The organism is Kitasatospora sp. NPDC088742 (assembly GCF_055584905.1).
Map to the genome: position 1 here is coordinate 43,739 of NZ_JBVJLD010000045.1, position 16,625 is coordinate 60,363.

The 16,625-nt window shown below is 72.4% G+C and carries 10 protein-coding genes; 5 read left to right on the forward strand and 5 right to left on the reverse strand.

The genetic code is table 11. The features are described 5' to 3' along the window. Positions 1–90: 90 nt before the first annotated feature. Positions 91–981 (forward strand): aminoglycoside phosphotransferase family protein, encoded by an 891-nt coding sequence (locus ACZ6ZR_RS29090; RefSeq protein WP_465647279.1) that lies wholly within the window; start codon positions 91–93, stop codon positions 979–981. Between the two features lie 51 nt (positions 982–1,032). On the opposite strand, the gene ACZ6ZR_RS29095 is transcribed toward ACZ6ZR_RS29090, so the two are convergent. Beyond that, on the reverse strand, positions 1,033–1,506 hold the full coding sequence (locus ACZ6ZR_RS29095) for an RrF2 family transcriptional regulator (RefSeq protein WP_465647280.1): 474 nt from the start codon (positions 1,504–1,506) through the stop codon (positions 1,033–1,035). 109 nt (positions 1,507–1,615) lie between these two features. On the opposite strand from ACZ6ZR_RS29095, the gene ACZ6ZR_RS29100 reads away from it, so the two are divergent. Continuing rightward, the gene (locus tag ACZ6ZR_RS29100; RefSeq protein WP_465647282.1) at positions 1,616–2,347 is read left to right on the forward strand and encodes an SDR family oxidoreductase; all 732 of its coding nucleotides are present in this window, start codon (positions 1,616–1,618) and stop codon (positions 2,345–2,347) included. A 10-nt stretch (positions 2,348–2,357) separates the two neighbouring features. Here the strand turns inward: ACZ6ZR_RS29100 and ACZ6ZR_RS29105 are convergent, their stop codons facing one another. Beyond that, entirely contained in the window at positions 2,358–2,579 is a 222-nt protein-coding gene (locus ACZ6ZR_RS29105) for a hypothetical protein (RefSeq protein WP_465647284.1), read from the reverse strand. Next, on the reverse strand, positions 2,576–3,004 hold the full coding sequence (locus ACZ6ZR_RS29110) for a hypothetical protein (protein WP_465647286.1): 429 nt from the start codon (positions 3,002–3,004) through the stop codon (positions 2,576–2,578). The genes ACZ6ZR_RS29105 and ACZ6ZR_RS29110 overlap by 4 nt, the downstream gene beginning before the upstream one ends. A gap of 139 nt (positions 3,005–3,143) precedes the next feature. On the opposite strand from ACZ6ZR_RS29110, the gene ACZ6ZR_RS29115 reads away from it, so the two are divergent. Next, the gene (locus ACZ6ZR_RS29115) at positions 3,144–4,424 is read left to right on the forward strand and encodes a cytochrome P450 (RefSeq protein WP_465647320.1); all 1,281 of its coding nucleotides are present in this window, start codon (positions 3,144–3,146) and stop codon (positions 4,422–4,424) included. A 63-nt stretch (positions 4,425–4,487) separates the two neighbouring features. Here ACZ6ZR_RS29115 and ACZ6ZR_RS29120 read toward each other — a convergent pair whose 3' ends face one another. Then, on the reverse strand, positions 4,488–8,135 hold the full coding sequence (locus ACZ6ZR_RS29120; RefSeq protein WP_465647288.1) for a ricin-type beta-trefoil lectin domain protein: 3,648 nt from the start codon (positions 8,133–8,135) through the stop codon (positions 4,488–4,490). Between the two features lie 363 nt (positions 8,136–8,498). Between ACZ6ZR_RS29120 and ACZ6ZR_RS29125 the strand changes: the two genes are divergently transcribed. Together ACZ6ZR_RS29125 and ACZ6ZR_RS29130 are read left to right on the forward strand one after the other, a co-directional pair. After that, positions 8,499–14,921, forward strand: a complete 6,423-nt coding sequence (locus ACZ6ZR_RS29125; RefSeq protein WP_465647290.1) for an RHS repeat-associated core domain-containing protein — start codon at positions 8,499–8,501, stop codon at positions 14,919–14,921. A 16-nt stretch (positions 14,922–14,937) separates the two neighbouring features. Further along, on the forward strand, positions 14,938–15,279 hold the full coding sequence (locus ACZ6ZR_RS29130; RefSeq protein WP_465647292.1) for a hypothetical protein: 342 nt from the start codon (positions 14,938–14,940) through the stop codon (positions 15,277–15,279). Positions 15,280–15,349: 70 nt separating this feature from the next. On the opposite strand, the gene ACZ6ZR_RS29135 is transcribed toward ACZ6ZR_RS29130, so the two are convergent. Further along, positions 15,350–16,597, reverse strand: a complete 1,248-nt coding sequence (locus ACZ6ZR_RS29135) for an ATP-grasp domain-containing protein (protein WP_465647294.1) — start codon at positions 16,595–16,597, stop codon at positions 15,350–15,352. Positions 16,598–16,625 lie beyond the last annotated feature (28 nt).

Below are 16,625 nucleotides of genomic sequence, written 5' to 3' on the forward strand. Positions count from 1 at the left end.
AGCGGTGGCTTCGGCCCCGGTGACCTGGTCTGCTTCTGGCGCGGCCGTCCGAGAAGCGGGGCCGGCCGAGGGAGGGCGCGAGAAGTGACCATGCACGAGGATCAGGTGGACGTGACCGCCGAGACGGTTGCCTTCTTGATCCGGGATCAGTTCCCGCAGTGGAGCGGCCGGGAGATCCGGCCCCTGCGGTCGACGGGGACGGTCAACGCCATCTTCCGCGTCGGGGACGACCTCGCGGCACGCTTCCCACTGCGGCCGGCCGAGGCCGCGGAGGCGCTTGCGGTTCTGCAGCAGGAGGCCCGGGCGAGCGCGGAGTTGGCGCAGGTGTCCCGGTTCCCCGTTCCGGAGCCCGTTGCCCTGGGAGAACCCGGAGCCGGATATCCCATGCCCTGGTCGGTCCAGACGTGGGTGACCGGAACGATCGCCTCGGACGCCAACCCCAGCGGGTCGGACGCCTTTGCCCAGGACCTGGCGACCTTCATCGCCGCCATCCGGCAGGCCGACACCCGGGGGCGGGTGTTCAGCGGTGCGGGCCGTGGCGGGGTGCTGACGGACCACGACGACTGGATGGCGGAGTGCTTCGAGCGGAGCGAGGGGCTGCTCGACGTGCCCCGGCTCCGTCAACTGTGGAGCCGGCTACGGACGTTGCCGCGCACGAGCCCCGACGTGATGAGCCATGGTGACCTGACCCCCGGCAACGTGCTGGTCGCCGGCGACCGCCTCAGCGGCGTGCTCGACACCGGAGGGTTCGCCCCGGCCGACCCCGCGCTGGATCTGGTCAGCGCCTGGCACCTGCTGCAGCGGGGGCCGCGCGAGGTGTACCGGAAGACGCTGGGCTGCGACGATCTGGAGTGGGAACGTGGCAAGGCATGGGCGTTCCAGCAGGCGATGGGCCTCGTCTGGTACTACGCCGAGAGCAACCCGACGATGAGCGGGATGGGACGCCTGACCCTCGACCGCATCCTGGAGTCGACGGAGTAGGGCCGCGCCCACTACCGGCGCCCCCACCCCGCCCACGGCAGGCCGGCGCGGTCAGCCGTTGAGCCAGGCGCCGACCCTCGGGAGTGCCTCGGGGCCGCTGTCGCCCTCGACCGAGGCGGCGAGGTCGGCGATCGTGACGGCGGCCAGCGACGCGCGCCAGGCCTCGTCGGCCGCGCCCATCGCCCGGGCGATGGGGCACTGCTCGGTGCACTGCTCCGGCGGCGTCCCCAGCGGCCCGCGCTGGCGTATCTCGGTGCAGACGAAGGCGGGGCCGGCCCCGTCGACGGCCCGCACCACGTCGAGCAGGGTGATGGACCCGGCGTCCCTGGAGAGGGCGTAGCCGCCGGACTTGCCCTGGACCGAGTGCACCAGGCCCGCGCGGGACAGCGCCTGCATCTGCTTGGCCAGATAGCTCGGCGACACCTCGTGCAGGGCCGCCAGCCGGGCCGCCGGCACCGGGTCACCGGCCGCGGTGAGCACCACACAGCAGTGCAGCGCCCACTCCACGCCACCGGACAGCTTCATGTCGCCTCCATTTGACTCGGATGCAGGATATCCGAGTAATATCTCGGACAAGAGCTGTCCGAGTTAACGGCGGGCGCGCTCACCCCACACGGCAGAAGGAAGGAAGACCATGAAGATCACCGTCATCGGCACCGGACTCATCGGCTCCCAGCTCGCCACCGAGCTGACCGCACGAGGGCACGAGGTGACCACGGCCTCGCTGTCCTCCGGCGTCGACCTGCTCACCGGAGCCGGGCTCGACCAGGCGCTCGCCGGCGCCGAGGTCGTGGTCAACGTGACCAACTCGCCCACCTTCGACGAGCGGTCCCTGGAGTTCTTCCGCACCACCGTGGGCAACCTGCTGGCCGCGGGCGAGCGCGCCGGCGTGGGCCACCAGGTCGCCCTCTCCATCGTCGGCGTGGACCAGGTCACCGAGCTGGACTACTACCGGGCGAAGACGCTCCAGGAGGAGCTGCTGCGGGGCGGCCCGACGCCGTTCTCGATCGTGCGGGCCACGCAGTTCTTCGAGTTCATGGAGCCGACCATGTCGTGGACCTCGGACGAGACCGCGGTGCGCCTTCCCGCCACGCCGCTGCAGCCGATCGCCAGCGCCGACGTGGTCGACGCCCTCGCCGACGTGGCGACCGGCGCACCGCTCGGCGGGATCCTCGAGGTCGCCGGCCCCGAGGCGTCCACCCTCGACGAGATCGGCCGGATCACCCTGGCCGCCCGGGGCGACCACCGCCCCGTGGTCGTCGACGACCGGGCGGGCCTGTTCGCGGCCGTCCGCGGGGACGTCCTCACCCCGGGCCCCGGCGCCCGCCTGGCGACCACCCGCTACCGGGACTGGCTGAACGCCTGACGACCGCTCACTACGCGGGCGCCGCCAGGCCCGCGCGGGTGAGGGTGCGCAGGGCGGCGGCGGGGTCGGCGGGGTCGGCGTCGCGGCTGATGGCGGCGAGGTGCGACAGCAGGGCGTCCGGATCGAGGCGGCGGGCGACGGCGTCGGCGAGGAGCTCGTCCACGGGGGCCGAGTCGGCGAGGTGGTCGCGCAGCTCACGGACGTACTCGGCGCGGTCGGCGACGCTGCTCACCCCGCAGTCGAGGCCGTCGTCCTCCAGGTCGTCCGGGTAGGGGCGCGGGCCCACGCGCCGTTCTCGTACCAGTACACGCAGCCGATCTCGTAGCCCTCGATCCGGTCCCGCAGCTCCTCGTACGGGAGCCAGTCGGGGCCGCCCGCGAGCACGTCGACGGCCGGCTCGTGCCACTTGACCTCGCTGGACTCGTCCTCGCCGTAGAGGACGAACCGCCCCTCGCCGCACGGGGACAGCACCCACCAGGTGCAGCCGCTGTCGTCCCAGTGCAGGCCGTCCTCGTCGATCCAGCGGCCGTGGCGGTGGACAGACGGTCGGGCCTCGGCCTCGGTGGTCGCGGTCACGGCCGCCAGCAGGGCCCAGCGGGCCCAGAGCTCCTCGGCCGGTGGAAGGTCGGTCGGCTGCCCGGGCCGGTTGACGGTCATTCAGTGCCCCCGTGTGCGCGCTCGGTCGGTGATCAACCGTCACGATAGCGGGGTGTCACCCGGTGCCGCGGATGGCGTACGGTCCGTACCGACGAGCCGTCAGAGGGTGAGGAGCGGGCCGGTGTCCACCGAAGCAGCGATGACCGGGGCGCGGCCGGTGCCCCAGCTCGACCCCGCCGTGGTGGCCGCCTGGCGGGAGCGGGGCGGGGAGCTGGTGGAGCTGCTGGCCGCCGCCCGGGAGGAGTTGGGCCCGGTGGCCGGGGTGGCGGTCGGGGACCGGCCGGCGGTGCTGGTGACCGGGCCGGCCGAGGTGCAGCAGGTGCTGGCGCACCGTCCGGACCGCTACGTGAAGCGCTCGCACCGGGCCCGGATGCTGATCGGCGACGGTGTGCTGGCCGCCACCGGGGACGCCTGGAAGCGCCAACGCAGGCTGCTCCAGGGGCAGTTCACCGGCACCGGGATGCGACGGTACGAGCAGCGGATCGCCGCCGCCGCGCAGGCCTCGGCAGACCGCTGGACGTCGGCGGCGGCCGCCGGGGGTGCGGTGGACCTCGGCGACGAGATGCGGCGCTTCGCCCTCGACACCATCTGGCGCTCCCTCACCGGCCACCCGCTGGACGAGTCCACCGACCACGAACTCGGCTCCATCGCCACCGTGGTGGCCCGGATGCCCGAGCTGCCGGCCGACGCGGCGGACGCCGAGGCGGCGGTGGCCGGGGAGCTGGCCCGGATCGACCTGATCGCCGAACGGGCCATCGAGGCCGCCCGCTCGGGCCCGCCCGGACCGGACGGCCCCGGGCTGCTCGCCCTGCTCACCGAGGACGGCCACGGCTACCCCGACCGGCTGATCCGGGACGAGCTGGTCACCCTGCTGGTCGCCGGGCACGAGACCACCGCCACCACCCTCAGCTGGCTGTACCTCCTGCTGGACCGTCACCCCGGCGCCCGGGAGGCCGCGTTGGCCGCCGGCCCGGCGGGGTCGCCGCAGCGGCGCGAGGCGGTGCTCGCCCTGGTCCACGAGACCCTGCGCCTCTACCCCTCCGCCTGGCTGCTCCCCCGCCACGCCCTGGAGCCCGACGTCCTCGGCGGCCACCGCATCGAGGCCGGCACCGACGTCCTGGTCTGCCCCTACCTGACCCACCGCGACCCGTCCCGCTGGCCCGACCCCGAGCACTTCGACCCCGACCGCTTCACCACTCCCGGCCGCCGCCCCGCCGAACTCGGAGCCTACCTCCCCTTCGGCCTCGGCGCCCGCGCCTGCCTGGGCACCCGGTTCGCCCTCCGCGAGACCGCCGCCCTCCTCGAACTCCTGCTCCCCGCCTGGACCGTGACCCTCCACAACCCCCCGGCCGGCGCCTCCTACAGCATCACCGTCCGCCCGGACGGCCCCGTCCACGCCACCCTGGCCCGCACGGACTGACCCCGCTGCGAACGCACGGGCCCCCGGCGCGAACGCCGGGGGCCCGTGACGAGGCTCCTGAGGTCAGCTCAGGCCCTTGGGGGTGGTGCCGGGGATGGTCCAGTCCTGGTCGGGGATGCCGAGGCAGTCCCAGAGCATCAACTGGGTTCCGTTGGTGGTGTCGGAGGCCGGCAGGGCGACGCAGCGGCCGGACTGCGGGTTGTAGAGCGAGCCGTCCGGGCGGGACTGGAAGACCTGGGAGCCGCTGCCGTTGCAGGTGTACAGCTGGATGAGCGTCCCGTTGATGGTCCCGCCGCCGGCGGCGTCCAGGCAGCGGGTCAGCGCGTGCACCGTACCGTCGGGCTGGACCGTCCAGCGCTGGGCGTCACTGGTGTTGCAGTCCCAGATCTGCACCTTGCCGCCGTCCGCGTCCACCCCGCCGTTGACGTCCATGCACTTGGCCGCGTCGACCCCGTTCCGGACCGGAGCGGGCCGCGGGGTGCGGTCGATCACCGCGTCCAGCCCGGTGATGGCGCTCTGCCAGCTGCCGTTCCCGGCCAGCGCCGGGGTGCTCAGGCCGGTGGCCGAGCCGGGGTGGGCCAGCAGGCAGCCGGTCGGGCAGGTCGCCGTCTGGGCCTGGCCGTTGGCGTCCAGGTAGGCCGGGGTGGCGTTGGCACCGGTCGTGGCCCAGACGTCCGGGCCCTCCTTGCCGGCGGTCGGGGTGAACTGGCGGTAGCCGTTGCCGGTGTCGGCGACGGTGCCGTGCACGTTGCCGGGGCTGCTGAACAGCGGCAGGCGGGTGCGCTCCCAGCCGGTGGCCGCGTACACCGTGCGGGTGCCCGGGACGTAGCTGCCGGCGCCGCCCGGGCGGGTGCCGGGGTAGAGGTAGAGCTTGCCGAACTCGGCGTGGGCGGTGTCGGTGGTGGTGTTGCGGGCCAGCAGGTCGCCGATGCCGTCGCCGTTGACGTCGCCCGGGGCGGCCAGGTCCATCCCGGCCCAGCCGCCGGAGGCGACCTGGACGGGGATCAGCCTGCCGTTGGCGTCGGTGGCCAGCGGGCCGGTGCTGGTGCCGCTGTAGAGCACCAGGGCGTCGCCCTCACGGGTCAGCAGGTCGTTGCCGAGCCGGCCGTCGACGTTGCCGACCGCGAGGATCTGGGTGGTCGAACTCCAGTCGCCGGTGGGGTGCTTGAGCTCGATGCGCTTGGCGTACAGCGGGGTGCCCAGGCCGTTGTTCGGGTAGACGTAGAGCTTGGCGCCGAGCTTGACCACGAAGTCCTCGTAGCCGTCCTTGGTCTGGCCCGCCACGGCGGAGGCGAAGTCACCGCGGTGGGTGACCAGCGCGCCGCGCCAGCCGCTGGAGCCGACCACGCTGCGGGTGGCCACCTGACCGTCACCCTTGCCCGGGTAGAACCGCAGCTGGTCGTCGGTGTCGGCGGCCACGAAGTCGGCGTAGCCGTCGCCGTTCAGGTCACCGGGGAGGTCACCGGTGCGGGTGCCGGTGGGCGAGGCGACGAAGCCGGGGCTGGTGGCCTTGACCTCGGTGGCGGTGGTGCCGTCGTAGGCGGAGAGGTTGCCCGCCTTGTCGTAGGCCTGGACGTGCAGCTGGTTGCTCGGCCACAGGGTCGGGACGACCTTCACGGTGGCGGTGCCGTCGGCCGCCGCCGCGGCCCAGGTGCCGCCCGCGCACTTGGTGTTGGAGGTGGGCAGCGGCTGGTTGACGGAGTAGCAGAAGCCGTCCAGGCCGAAGGTGTCGGAGGAGGCGAGCTTGAAGGTGCGCTCCACCCGGGCCGGCTGGTCGCCGGAGTCGGCGACCGTCACGGTGGGCTTGGCCGGACCGGAGCGGTCCACGGTGAAGCCGCACTCGGGGGTGTTGCCGGAGTTGGTGATGCCGTCCTGGGCCTGCATCGCCCAGCGGTAGCCGTGGCCGTCGGCGAACTGCGCCGCCCGCACCACGCCGGTGGCCCAACTGCCGCTGGAGACCACCGGGTCGAAGGGCTGGGCCAGGCCGCTGCCGCTGTTGTCCCAGATGCCGAAGTGCGCGGTCAGGTTGCCGCCGTCGGGGTCGGAGACCTGGGCGGTCAGGGTGACGTCGGTGTTGCCGATCACCGGCCAGCTGGCCGGGTTGGTGTCGCAGACGATCGCCTTGGCGCTGGTGCTGCCGGGGGACCACGGGCCCTGGTACGCGCCGGAGGCGTTCACCACCGGCGCGCGGTTGTAGGTGACCTCCAGGTGCGGGTCGTTGTTGAACTTCTTCCAGGACAGGTCGTTGCCCTCGTAGTCGCCGCGCGAGCGCAGACCGAGCGTGACGTCGTTCCAACTCCCGTCGGCGGCACGCTGGATCAGCTGCTTGAGCGCGTCCGAGTTGAAGTCCTCACCGGCCGCGCCGCAGCCGGTGCGGCCGTGGGCGAACCACTTCTCCTGGAGGGTCTGGGACCAGCCGGGCTGGCTGTTCCAGGTGGTGCCGGAGTTGATCGCACCGGTGAAGCCGAGCTCGACGGGGGTACCGGTGCACGACCAGGAGTAGTTGTTGAAGACGTTGAAGGTGGCGGAGACGATCTGCGCGCCGCCGAGGCCCTTGGTGTCCATCTGGAAGAAGGAGCGGGCGGTGCCGTAGGTGGCGTAGGCGGAGTCGTCCTCGTAGCCGACCCGGGGCAGCTTGTCGCTGAAGTGGTCGCCGTTCCAGTACGAGGTGTTGGCCGCGGTGGCGTTGTACTTCTGCTTGTACGCCATCGTCCAGTTCACCCGCCCGCCGCCGGAGAACGCCGGGTCGATGATCACCGGGAAGACGGTGTCCGGGGCGGTGAGCAGCTTCTGGTCCGGCGTCAGGCGGAGCTTGTCACCGGTGACCTGGACCGGCATCGTCACGGCCTCGGCCGGGGCCTGCTCGGCGGCGGCCGGAGCGGCACCGGCGGGCGCGGCGGCGGCCGGGGCGGACTTGAGCATCCGCGCGGCCGGTGCGGCGGCCTGCGCGGCGGCGGGCTTGAGGTGGCCGGAGTCCCACATGGTGGGGGCCGGGGCCCGGAAGACCGCGCGGCCCTGGGCGTCGGTGGCGGAGAGGCCGCCGGCCGCGTCGGGGGCGAGCGAGACGCCGGAGGTGCGCAGGCCGTAGTCGAGCGTGGCCAACCGCGGATCGGCCGCCGCCGCACGGGACTTGACGACCAGGTGGTGGACGAAGCCGTCGGTCTCGGCCAGCACCTTGAGGTCGACGCCGGGGAGCACCTCGCGGTAGAGCGCGGTGCTGCCGTCCAGCTCGGGCTTCGGGAGCGCGGTGGGCCAGGAGATCGAGACGGACCGGCCCTCGCGGACCATGGTGGCCAGCGGGCCGGTGCCGCCGCCGGAGAAGGTCATCGGGAAGGTCGGGGCGGCCGGCGACACCCCGTCAGCGGTGGTGCGCAGCGTGGCGTCCGGGGTCTTCCACTCCCCGCCGACCTTGGCGTGCACGGGCCGGATGTGCTGACGCCAGGTGAAGGTCCCGTCGGGGTTGGCGAGCACCTCGGTGAACTCGTCCCGCTTCTCCAGCACCTCCACCGGCTTGCCGGTGCGCCGCGCCTCGGCCGACGCCGAGGCCGAGGCGTCGGGGGTGCTGACGGCGGTCGCGTCGGCCGGGGCCGCGGGCGCGGCGGCCAGCGCGGCGCCGGGCGCGAAGGCGCTGACGCCGAGTGCCGCGCTCAGGAGCACGGCGAAGGTTCGCCGACGGTGCGTCGCGCCGCCTTCGGAGGTACGGGAATTCATGGACGTGCACTGCCTTTCGATGACCGATGAGCACACACATGCTCGGCCATCCCGGGCAGGGAGGTGAACGAAGATCAAATCCATCTCGTGCCCGAACCGTGATTGTCCCGAAATACTGAGGGCCCGTCAGAGATCATTTTGGCGACTGATGCCCGATTTGCCACCCGGCCGCGGGCCGTCGGCACCCAGGCCGCGAGGGGGTTTCTGACTCTTCGCCAAAATCGATCGTCACTTAATGTTTATGTGACGGCCTCTCATGTTGCTCTCATGAACACTTCACCTGGTCTTTACCTCTCACGCCTTGTTAGCTTCGCGACCGCCGCCCGTTCTGAAGGCGGATCAGCAAGCGACACGGAGTCAGACATGCCCCAGTTCAGCCGCGTTCAGCCCCGACCCGAACGGAGGAGACCACCGGGACGGCTCGGCTGGCAGCGGGCCGGCGCCACCGTCGCCACCGCGGTCGCCGCCGCCCTGGTCTCGACCCTGGTCGGGCCGGTGCCCGAGGCGTGGGCCGCCCAGCGGGCGAAGGCCGGGTTCAAGCTGCGCCAGGTCCAGCACACCGCCTCGATCGACGGCGTCAAGGTGCCCGCCCGGGGCCCCGGCAGTTCGGAGACGGACATCCGGGCCTGGCAGCAGGCGCCGAAGGCCGAATGGCCGGCCGCCTCCGCGGAGGTCCGGCTGCCGGGCCGCGCGGGTGAGAAGGTCAAGGCCGCCGGGCTCCCGGTGACCCTGGCCGCGACCGGCCCGGACTCCCCCGCCGAGGTCTCGGTGCACGTCGCCGAGCACGGTGCCGCGGAGCGGCTCGGCCTGGACGGCGTCCTGCTGGGCGTGGCCCGGGCCGACGGCGGCAGCGCCCCCGGCAAGGCCGCGGTCGAGCTGGACTACTCGGGCTTCCGGAAGGCCCACGGCGGCGACTGGGCCTCGCGCCTGACGTTCGTCCAGCTTCCGGTCTGCGCCCTGACCACCCCCGAGCGCGGCGAGTGCCGCACCGTCACCCCGGTGCCCAGCCGCAACGACGCCGTGACCGGGAAGCTCACCGCCGAGCTGGACACCACCGCCACGCCGGCGGCGGCCCCGGGGTCGACCCGGATCCAGTCGGTCGGCGGGGCCGCCGCGGTCTACGCCGCGACCGCCGCCCCGTCCGGTGAGTCCGGTGACTACAAGGCCACCTCGCTCTCGCCCTCCGGCTCCTGGTCGGCCGGCAGCAGCACCGGCGGCTTCAACTGGTCGTACCCGATGGAGATGCCGCCCGTCCCGGGCGGCCAGCTCCCCTCGGTGGGCCTGGCGTACTCCTCGCAGAGCATCGACGGCCGCACCGCCTCCTCCAACAACCAGGCCTCCTGGGTCGGGGACGGCTGGGACTTCGATCCGGGCTTCATCGAGCGCAACTACCTGGGCTGCGAGAAGGACAAGGGCACCGGCGCCAACAACTCCGGCAAGTCCGGCGACCTGTGCTGGAAGTCCGAGAACGCGACCATCTCGCTCAACGGCAAGGCCTCGGTCCTGGTGAAGGACGACGCCACCGGCGTCTGGAAGCTCTCCAGCGACGACGGCTCCCGGATCGAGCGCCTCAACGGCAACGGCACCGACACCGCGAACGGCGACGCCGACAACGAGTACTGGAAGCTGACCACCCCGGACGGCGCCCAGTTCTTCTTCGGCAAGAACCGCCTGCCGGGCTGGACCACGGGCAAGGCCGAGACCAACTCCGCCTACACCGTGCCGGTCTACGGCAACCACCCGGGCGAGCCGGGTTACAGCGCCGCCTTCAAGGACTCCGCGGCCGACCAGGCCTGGCGCTGGCAGCTGGACTACGTGGTGGACCCGCACGGCAACGCGATGGCGTACTTCTACACCAAGGAGACCAACGCCTACGCGAAGAACTCCGCCGCCGCCCAGACCATCCCCAAGGCGGACGGCGGCTACGTCCGCGGCGGGTACCTGGACCGGATCGAGTACGGCCACCGGGCCGGACAGGTGCTGCAGAACAAGCCGGCCGGCAAGGTCGTGTTCGGCGTCGCCGACCGCTGCCTGGCCACCGACTGCTCGTTCACCAAGGCCAACGCGGCCAACTGGCCCGACACCCCGGTGGACCAGGTCTGCACCGTCGGCGCCGACTGCCTGAACGCCTCGCCGTCCTTCTTCTCCCGCAAGCGGCTGAGCAGCGTCACCACCCAGGCGCTGCAGTCGGACCTGACCACCTACAAGGACGTCGACTCCTGGGCGCTGACCCAGCAGTTCCCCGGCGTCGGCGACGCGGGCGGCCCCGCGCTCTGGCTCTCCTCGATCACCCGCACCGGCAAGGCCGGCGCCACCGCGGTGACCCTCCCCAAGGTCGACTTCGGCGGCACCCTGATGGCCAACCGGGTGGACGGCGCCGAGGGCCGGCCGCCGCTGAACAAGTACCGGATCACCCGGATCAGCTCCGAGACCGGTTCCGACACCCTGATCAGCTACAGCCCGACCGAGTGCACCTACGCCAACCCCCCGGTGGCGGACCGGAACACCAGCCGGTGCTTCCCGGTCTGGTGGACCCCGGAGGGCGGCTCCGAGCCGGTCAAGGACTGGTTCCACAAGTACCTGGTCACCAAGGTCACCGAGAACGACCTGGTGGCCGGCGCCACCGCCAAGGTCACCGAGTACGAGTACCTGGGCGGCGCCGGCTGGCGCAAGGACACCTCGGAGTTCACCGAGGACAAGCACCGCACCTGGAACGACTACCGCGGCTACCAGACCGTGCGCACCCGCACCGGCACCGCGGACCGCACCCTGAGCGAGGCGGTCTACTTCCGCGGCATGGACGGCGACAAGCTCGCCGACGGCACCACCCGCAGCGTCACCGTGGGCGGCCTCGCCGACCGCGACGAGCTGGCCGGGATGGCCCGCGAGACCACGGTCTACGACCGGGACGGCGGCAGCCCGCTGACCGTCAGCACCACCACCCCGTGGTCGAAGTCCACCGCCTCCCGGGCCGTGAGCGGCATCCCGCCGATCACCGCCTGGATGGTCCGCAGCGAGAGCGAGTCCGTCAGGACCGCGCTGGCGGACGGCAGTTCGCGCACCACCAAGGTGAGCCGGACCTTCGACTCCTACGGCCAGGGCGTCACCGTCTCGGACGAGGGCGATCTGGCGAAGACCGGCGACGAGACCTGCTCGCGCACCTCGTACACCACGCCGGACACCGTCAACTGGCTGCTCTCCTACCCGTCGGTGGTGACCACCAGCTCGGCCGTCTGCGGCACCCCCGCGGGCCCGGGCAACACCGTCACCGAGACCAGGACCTCCTACGACGGCCAGGCCGTCGGCACCGCGCCGAAGCCGGGCCAGGGCAACTCGACCAAGCTGGAGGCGCTGGACCACTTCGACGCCACCACGCCGGTGTACGCGACGCTGGGCACCTCGGTGTACGACGTCTACGGCCGCACCGTCGAGGCCCGGGACGCCAACAACGCGCTGACCGCCACCGCCTTCACCCCGGCCACCGGGGTGCAGCCGGCCAAGCTGGTCATCACCAACCCGAAGGGCTTCGTCTCCACCACCACGACCGACGGCCTGCGCGGCCTGGTCACCACCGTGGCGGAGGCCAACGGCCGCACCACCGCCACGGCCTACGACGCGCTGGGCCGCCTCACCTCGGTCTGGAAGCCCGGCCGGGCGGTCAACCTCCCGGCCAGCAGCACCTACTCCTACGCCGTCTCCCGCACCGCGCCCACCGCGGTGACCACCAAGTCGCTGCTGGAGAACGGCACGTACCGCACCTCCATCGCGCTCAGCGACGGCCTGCTGCGGCCGCGGCAGACCCAGGAGGAGGCGCACGGCGGCGGACGCACCGTCAGCGACACCTTCCACGACAGCCACGGCCGGGTCTACAAGACCAGCGAGCCGTACTGGAACAACGCGGCCCCCTCGGCCGCGGTGCTGGCCGTCGCCGACAACCTCGTCCCGGCCCAGACCGTGACCCAGTTCGACGGCCTCGGCCGCCCCACCGCGCAGATCCTCAACTCGCTCAACGTGGAGCAGTGGCGCACCAGCACCGCCTACGGCGGCAACTGGATCGCGATCACCCCGCCGAACGGCGGCACCGCGACGGTGGCCTTCCTGGACGCCAGGGACCGCACCACCGAGCTGCGCCAGTACAAGGACGGCATCCCCAACCCGACCGCCACGGCCGACAAGTACGAGGCGACGAGCTACACCTACGACGTCCTCGGCAAGCTCGCCTCGATGCGTGACGCCGCAGGCAACAGCTGGACCTACCGGTACGACCAGCGCGGCCGGCAGACCACGGTGGTGGACCCGGACAAGGGCACCACGGTGACCTCGTACAACACCGACTCCACGGTGGCCACCGTCACCGACGGGAACAACCGGACGCTGGCGTACACCTACGACGAGCTGGGCCGGAAGACCAGCGTGCGCTCCGGCACGGTGACCGGCGCCAAGCTGTCCGAGTGGGCCTACGACACCGCTCCCGGCGGCAAGGGCCTGCCCGCCTCCAGCACCCGCTGGGAGAACGGCAACGCCTACGTCTCCTCGGTCCAGGGCTACTCGGCCACCGGCAAGCCGACCGGCAGCAGCGTGACGCTGCCGGCCGCCGAGGGCGCGCTGGCCGGCACCTACGCCACCGGCTACACCTACTCCCCCGTCACCGACCTGGCCACCTCGACGAGTTACCCCGCCGGCGGCGGGCTGCCCGCCGAGACGGTGAACACCGCCTACACGCCGTTCGGCCTCACCTCCTCGGTGGACAACGGCGAGGTGGTCTACTCGCTGGGCAACTCGTACTCGCCGTTCGGCGAGACCCTGCAGACGGTGCTGGGCGACATCGGTGGCCGGACGGTGCAGACCTTCGGCTACGAGAACGCCACCCGCCGGCTGTCCACCGTGGTCAACGACCGCGAGTCGACCGGCCCGCAGACCCTGGACAGCAAGACCTACTCCTACGACCAGGCCGGCAGCATCACCCGCATCCGCAACGAGCGGGACGACAAGGTGGTGGTCGACACCCAGTGCTTCGCCTACGACTTCGCCCAGCGGATGTCCGAGGCCTGGACCGCGACCGACGACTGCGCCCAGAAGCCGAACGGCGCCACCCGGCCGAAGGTCGGCGGGGTGGACCCGTACTGGCACTCCTACACCTTCGACAGCGTGGGCAACCGTCTGACGGAGGTTCAGCACGACCCGGCCGGCACCGCCGGCAAGGACGTCACCCGGGCCTCCACCTACCCCGCGGCCGGCGGCGCCCGTCCGCACGCGCTCTCCTCGGTGACGGTGACCGGGCCCAGCCCGCGCACCGACTCCTTCGAGTACAACGCGGGCGGCAACACCACCCGCCGGGTCACCCCCACCGGTGACCAGGCGCTGGAGTGGGACGCCGAGGGCCACCTGGCCAAGTCCACCGTCGCGGGCAAGTCCACCACCTTCCTCTACGACGCGGACGGCAACCGCCTGCTGCGCCGCGACCCGGCGGCCACCACCGCCTACGTCGCGGGCGAGGAGCTGACCCTGACCAAGGCCACCGCCAAGGTCACCGGCACCCGCTACGTCGAGGCCGGCGCGGGCACCGTCGCCCGTACCTCCACCGGCGCGGTCAGCTACCTGCTGTCCGACCACCAGGGCACCGACCAGGAGTCGGTGGACGCCGGCTCGCTGGCCGTCACCCGCCGCAACAGCACGCCGTTCGGCGGCGCCCGCGGCGCCCAGCCGTCCGCCTGGCCGGGCCAGCAGGGCTTCGTCGGCGGCACCGTCGACCCGACCACGGGGCTGACCCACCTCGGGGCGCGCGAGTACGACGCGGCCAACGGGCGCTTCGTCTCGGTCGACCCGGTGGTCTCGCTCTTCGACCCGCAGCAGATCAACGCGTACGCCTACGCGAAGAACAGCCCCGTCACGGACTCCGACCCGGACGGCCGGTTCTCGCTCGGCAGCCTGTTCGCGAACATCTTCAAGGTGGTCGCCACGGTCATCGCGATCGTCCGGGTGATCGTCGCGGTGGTGCACATCGTCAACACCTTCTTCCACTTCAAGGGAGGCAGCGGCGGCACCGGAAAGGCCAAGCAGGCGAGCACCAGCAACAGCGGCAAGTCCACCACCACCTGCCACTACGCGATGGGGATGAACTACTGCACCTCCAGCGGTGGCGGCGGAGGCGGAGGCGGCAAGCCCGCGCCGCCGAGCATGAGCCAGTGCACCGGTTCGATGCCCTACGGCTGCCTCAACGGGAGCCTGCCGCCGCGCAACAACAAGGCGGTGGTCAAGGAACTGATGCTGATGCTCTGCGGCTGGGTGCCGATCCTCGGCGGCGGCTGCGACGCGTACGACCTCAAGCGCTCGGCCGACGAGGGCGACGCACCGGGCGTGGCGCTGGGCATCGCCGGCTTCCTGCCGCTGTTCGGCGACGTCGCCAAGTTCCCCAAGCAGCTCAAGCGCCTGGACGACGCCCTGGAGGCGGCGGAGAAGGCGGGCGACGCGGCGAAGTCCGCCAAGAAGCTCGCCCGCACCCTGGACGACCCGGAGTCGCTGCGCGGCGCCACCGCGTCCGAGGTGGAGAAGCTGCTGGAGGGCAAGCCCCGGCTGCCCGCGCCCTCGGCCACCGGCGGTGGCTTCGGGATCAACATCCCGGGTGGACGCGCCGTCTTCGAGGCCGGTGACAACAGCAAGAAGGCGGACGGGTCGTACACCATGAACGACATCACCCACCGCGGCCCGTACGTGAAGTTCCAGATCGGCAAGAACAAGCCGATCCGGATCCCGCTCGCGGGCAACCCGGCCCTGGAGGGCAAGTGACCGAGAGGAACAGCCGATGCGCGACCTGACCCGGGACGAGGAGTGCCTGCTCGTCAACGCCCGAGAGGGCACCGAGCTCTGGTCGGTGCTGGCCGACCGGGCGGAGACCGAGGAGGACGAGGAGCGCAACTCCTACATCCCGCTCTTCACCGCGCTGATCACGGACTGGACCCGTGAGGGCTACGTCCGGCTGCGGCGCGGCGGTGCCTGGCCGCACTGGCTGACGGACGGTCAGGACGTGCCGGTGGACGAGGTCCCCGCCGTGCTGGCCGACCCGGGCAGCTGGGAGTACGAGGAGGAGCCGGTCTCGGTGGTGGCGGTGGTCGTGGGCGACCGCTCCATCCAGGACCTCTTCTGACCTCCTGCCGCACGACCGGACGCCGGTGCCCGTTCCTCCTCCCGGAGGGCGGGCACCGGCGTCCGCCGTTTCAGCGGGTGGTCCGGACGGTGATGGCGGTGGTGACGGCCTCGGCGGTGGCGAGGGCCTCTTCGGGGGTGGCGCCGCTGGTCATCACCGAGCCGGCCCGGTCCCAGGAGCTGCGGAGCTGACGGACCGTCTGGCCGGGCTCCAGGTGGAGGGAGAGGGAGAGCACGCCGGGCAGGGCGCGGGCCTCGTCGAGGCCGGTGACGGAGACCACCTCGCCCGGTTCGGCCTGGACGAAGCGGACCGCCGCGCCGCCGGCCGCCCGCCGGGGCAGCGGGTCGGGGCGTCCGCCCTGCATGACGGTGTAGAACTCCTTGGCCAGGTTGATCCGGTACGCCTCCTCGATCAGCATCGGGATGCCGTCGCCGGGGAACCGGCCCGCGCACTCGACCAGGTACGGGACGCCCTCGCTGACGATCCACTCGCAGTGCACCATGCCGCTGCCGAAGCCGACGGCCCGCAGCACCCTCCCGGTCTCGGCGACCAGCAGCTCGCCCAGGGCGTCGGAGAGGCCCGCCGCGGGGACGGAGTGGCCGAGCTCGATCGGGCGGTCGCCGGGGTAGAGCAGCTTGCCGGTGACGTTGGAGAACAGCACCTCGCCCTCGCGGACCAGCAGTTCGACGCTGAACTCCTCGCCCCGGACGTACTGTTCGACCAGCATCCGCAGCTCGCGCTCGCGGTCGGGCACCAGGTAGCCCTCGTCCTGGGCCAGGCAGTCGGCCCAGACCGTCTCCAGTCCGTCCAGCGTGTGCAGGACCCGGGTGCCCACCGAGGCCTGGCGGTTGGCCGGTTTGACCACCACCGAGCCGGGGTGGGCGGCGGCGAACTCCCCCACCTCCTCGACCGAACCGACCTCCCGGGAGGCCGGGTTGGCGACCCCGGCGGCCCGGGTGACCTTGCGCAGCAGGGCCTTGTCCCGCATCACCTGGGCGGCGCCGGCCCCGGCGCCGGGCAGGCCGTAGCGCTCGGCCAGCCGGGCCGCGAACGGGGTCGCGTACTCCAGCAGCGGGGCGATCAGCGCCGGGTCCAGGTCGGGGTGGGTGTTGAAGAACTCATCCGCCGCGCCCGGCAGTTGGTACTCCCAGCCGATCAGCTCGCGGAGCATCACGGCCCCGTCCAGGGCGGACTTGAGGTCGCGGTTGCGGATCACGTCCGGTTCGTCGATGACGATCACCGAGCCGGGGGCGAACTCCTTCACCACCGGGAGGACGTTGACGTAGCCGACGATGATCCAGGGCTGCTGCGCGGTCATCGGGTTTCTCCTTCGGGAACGCGGAACT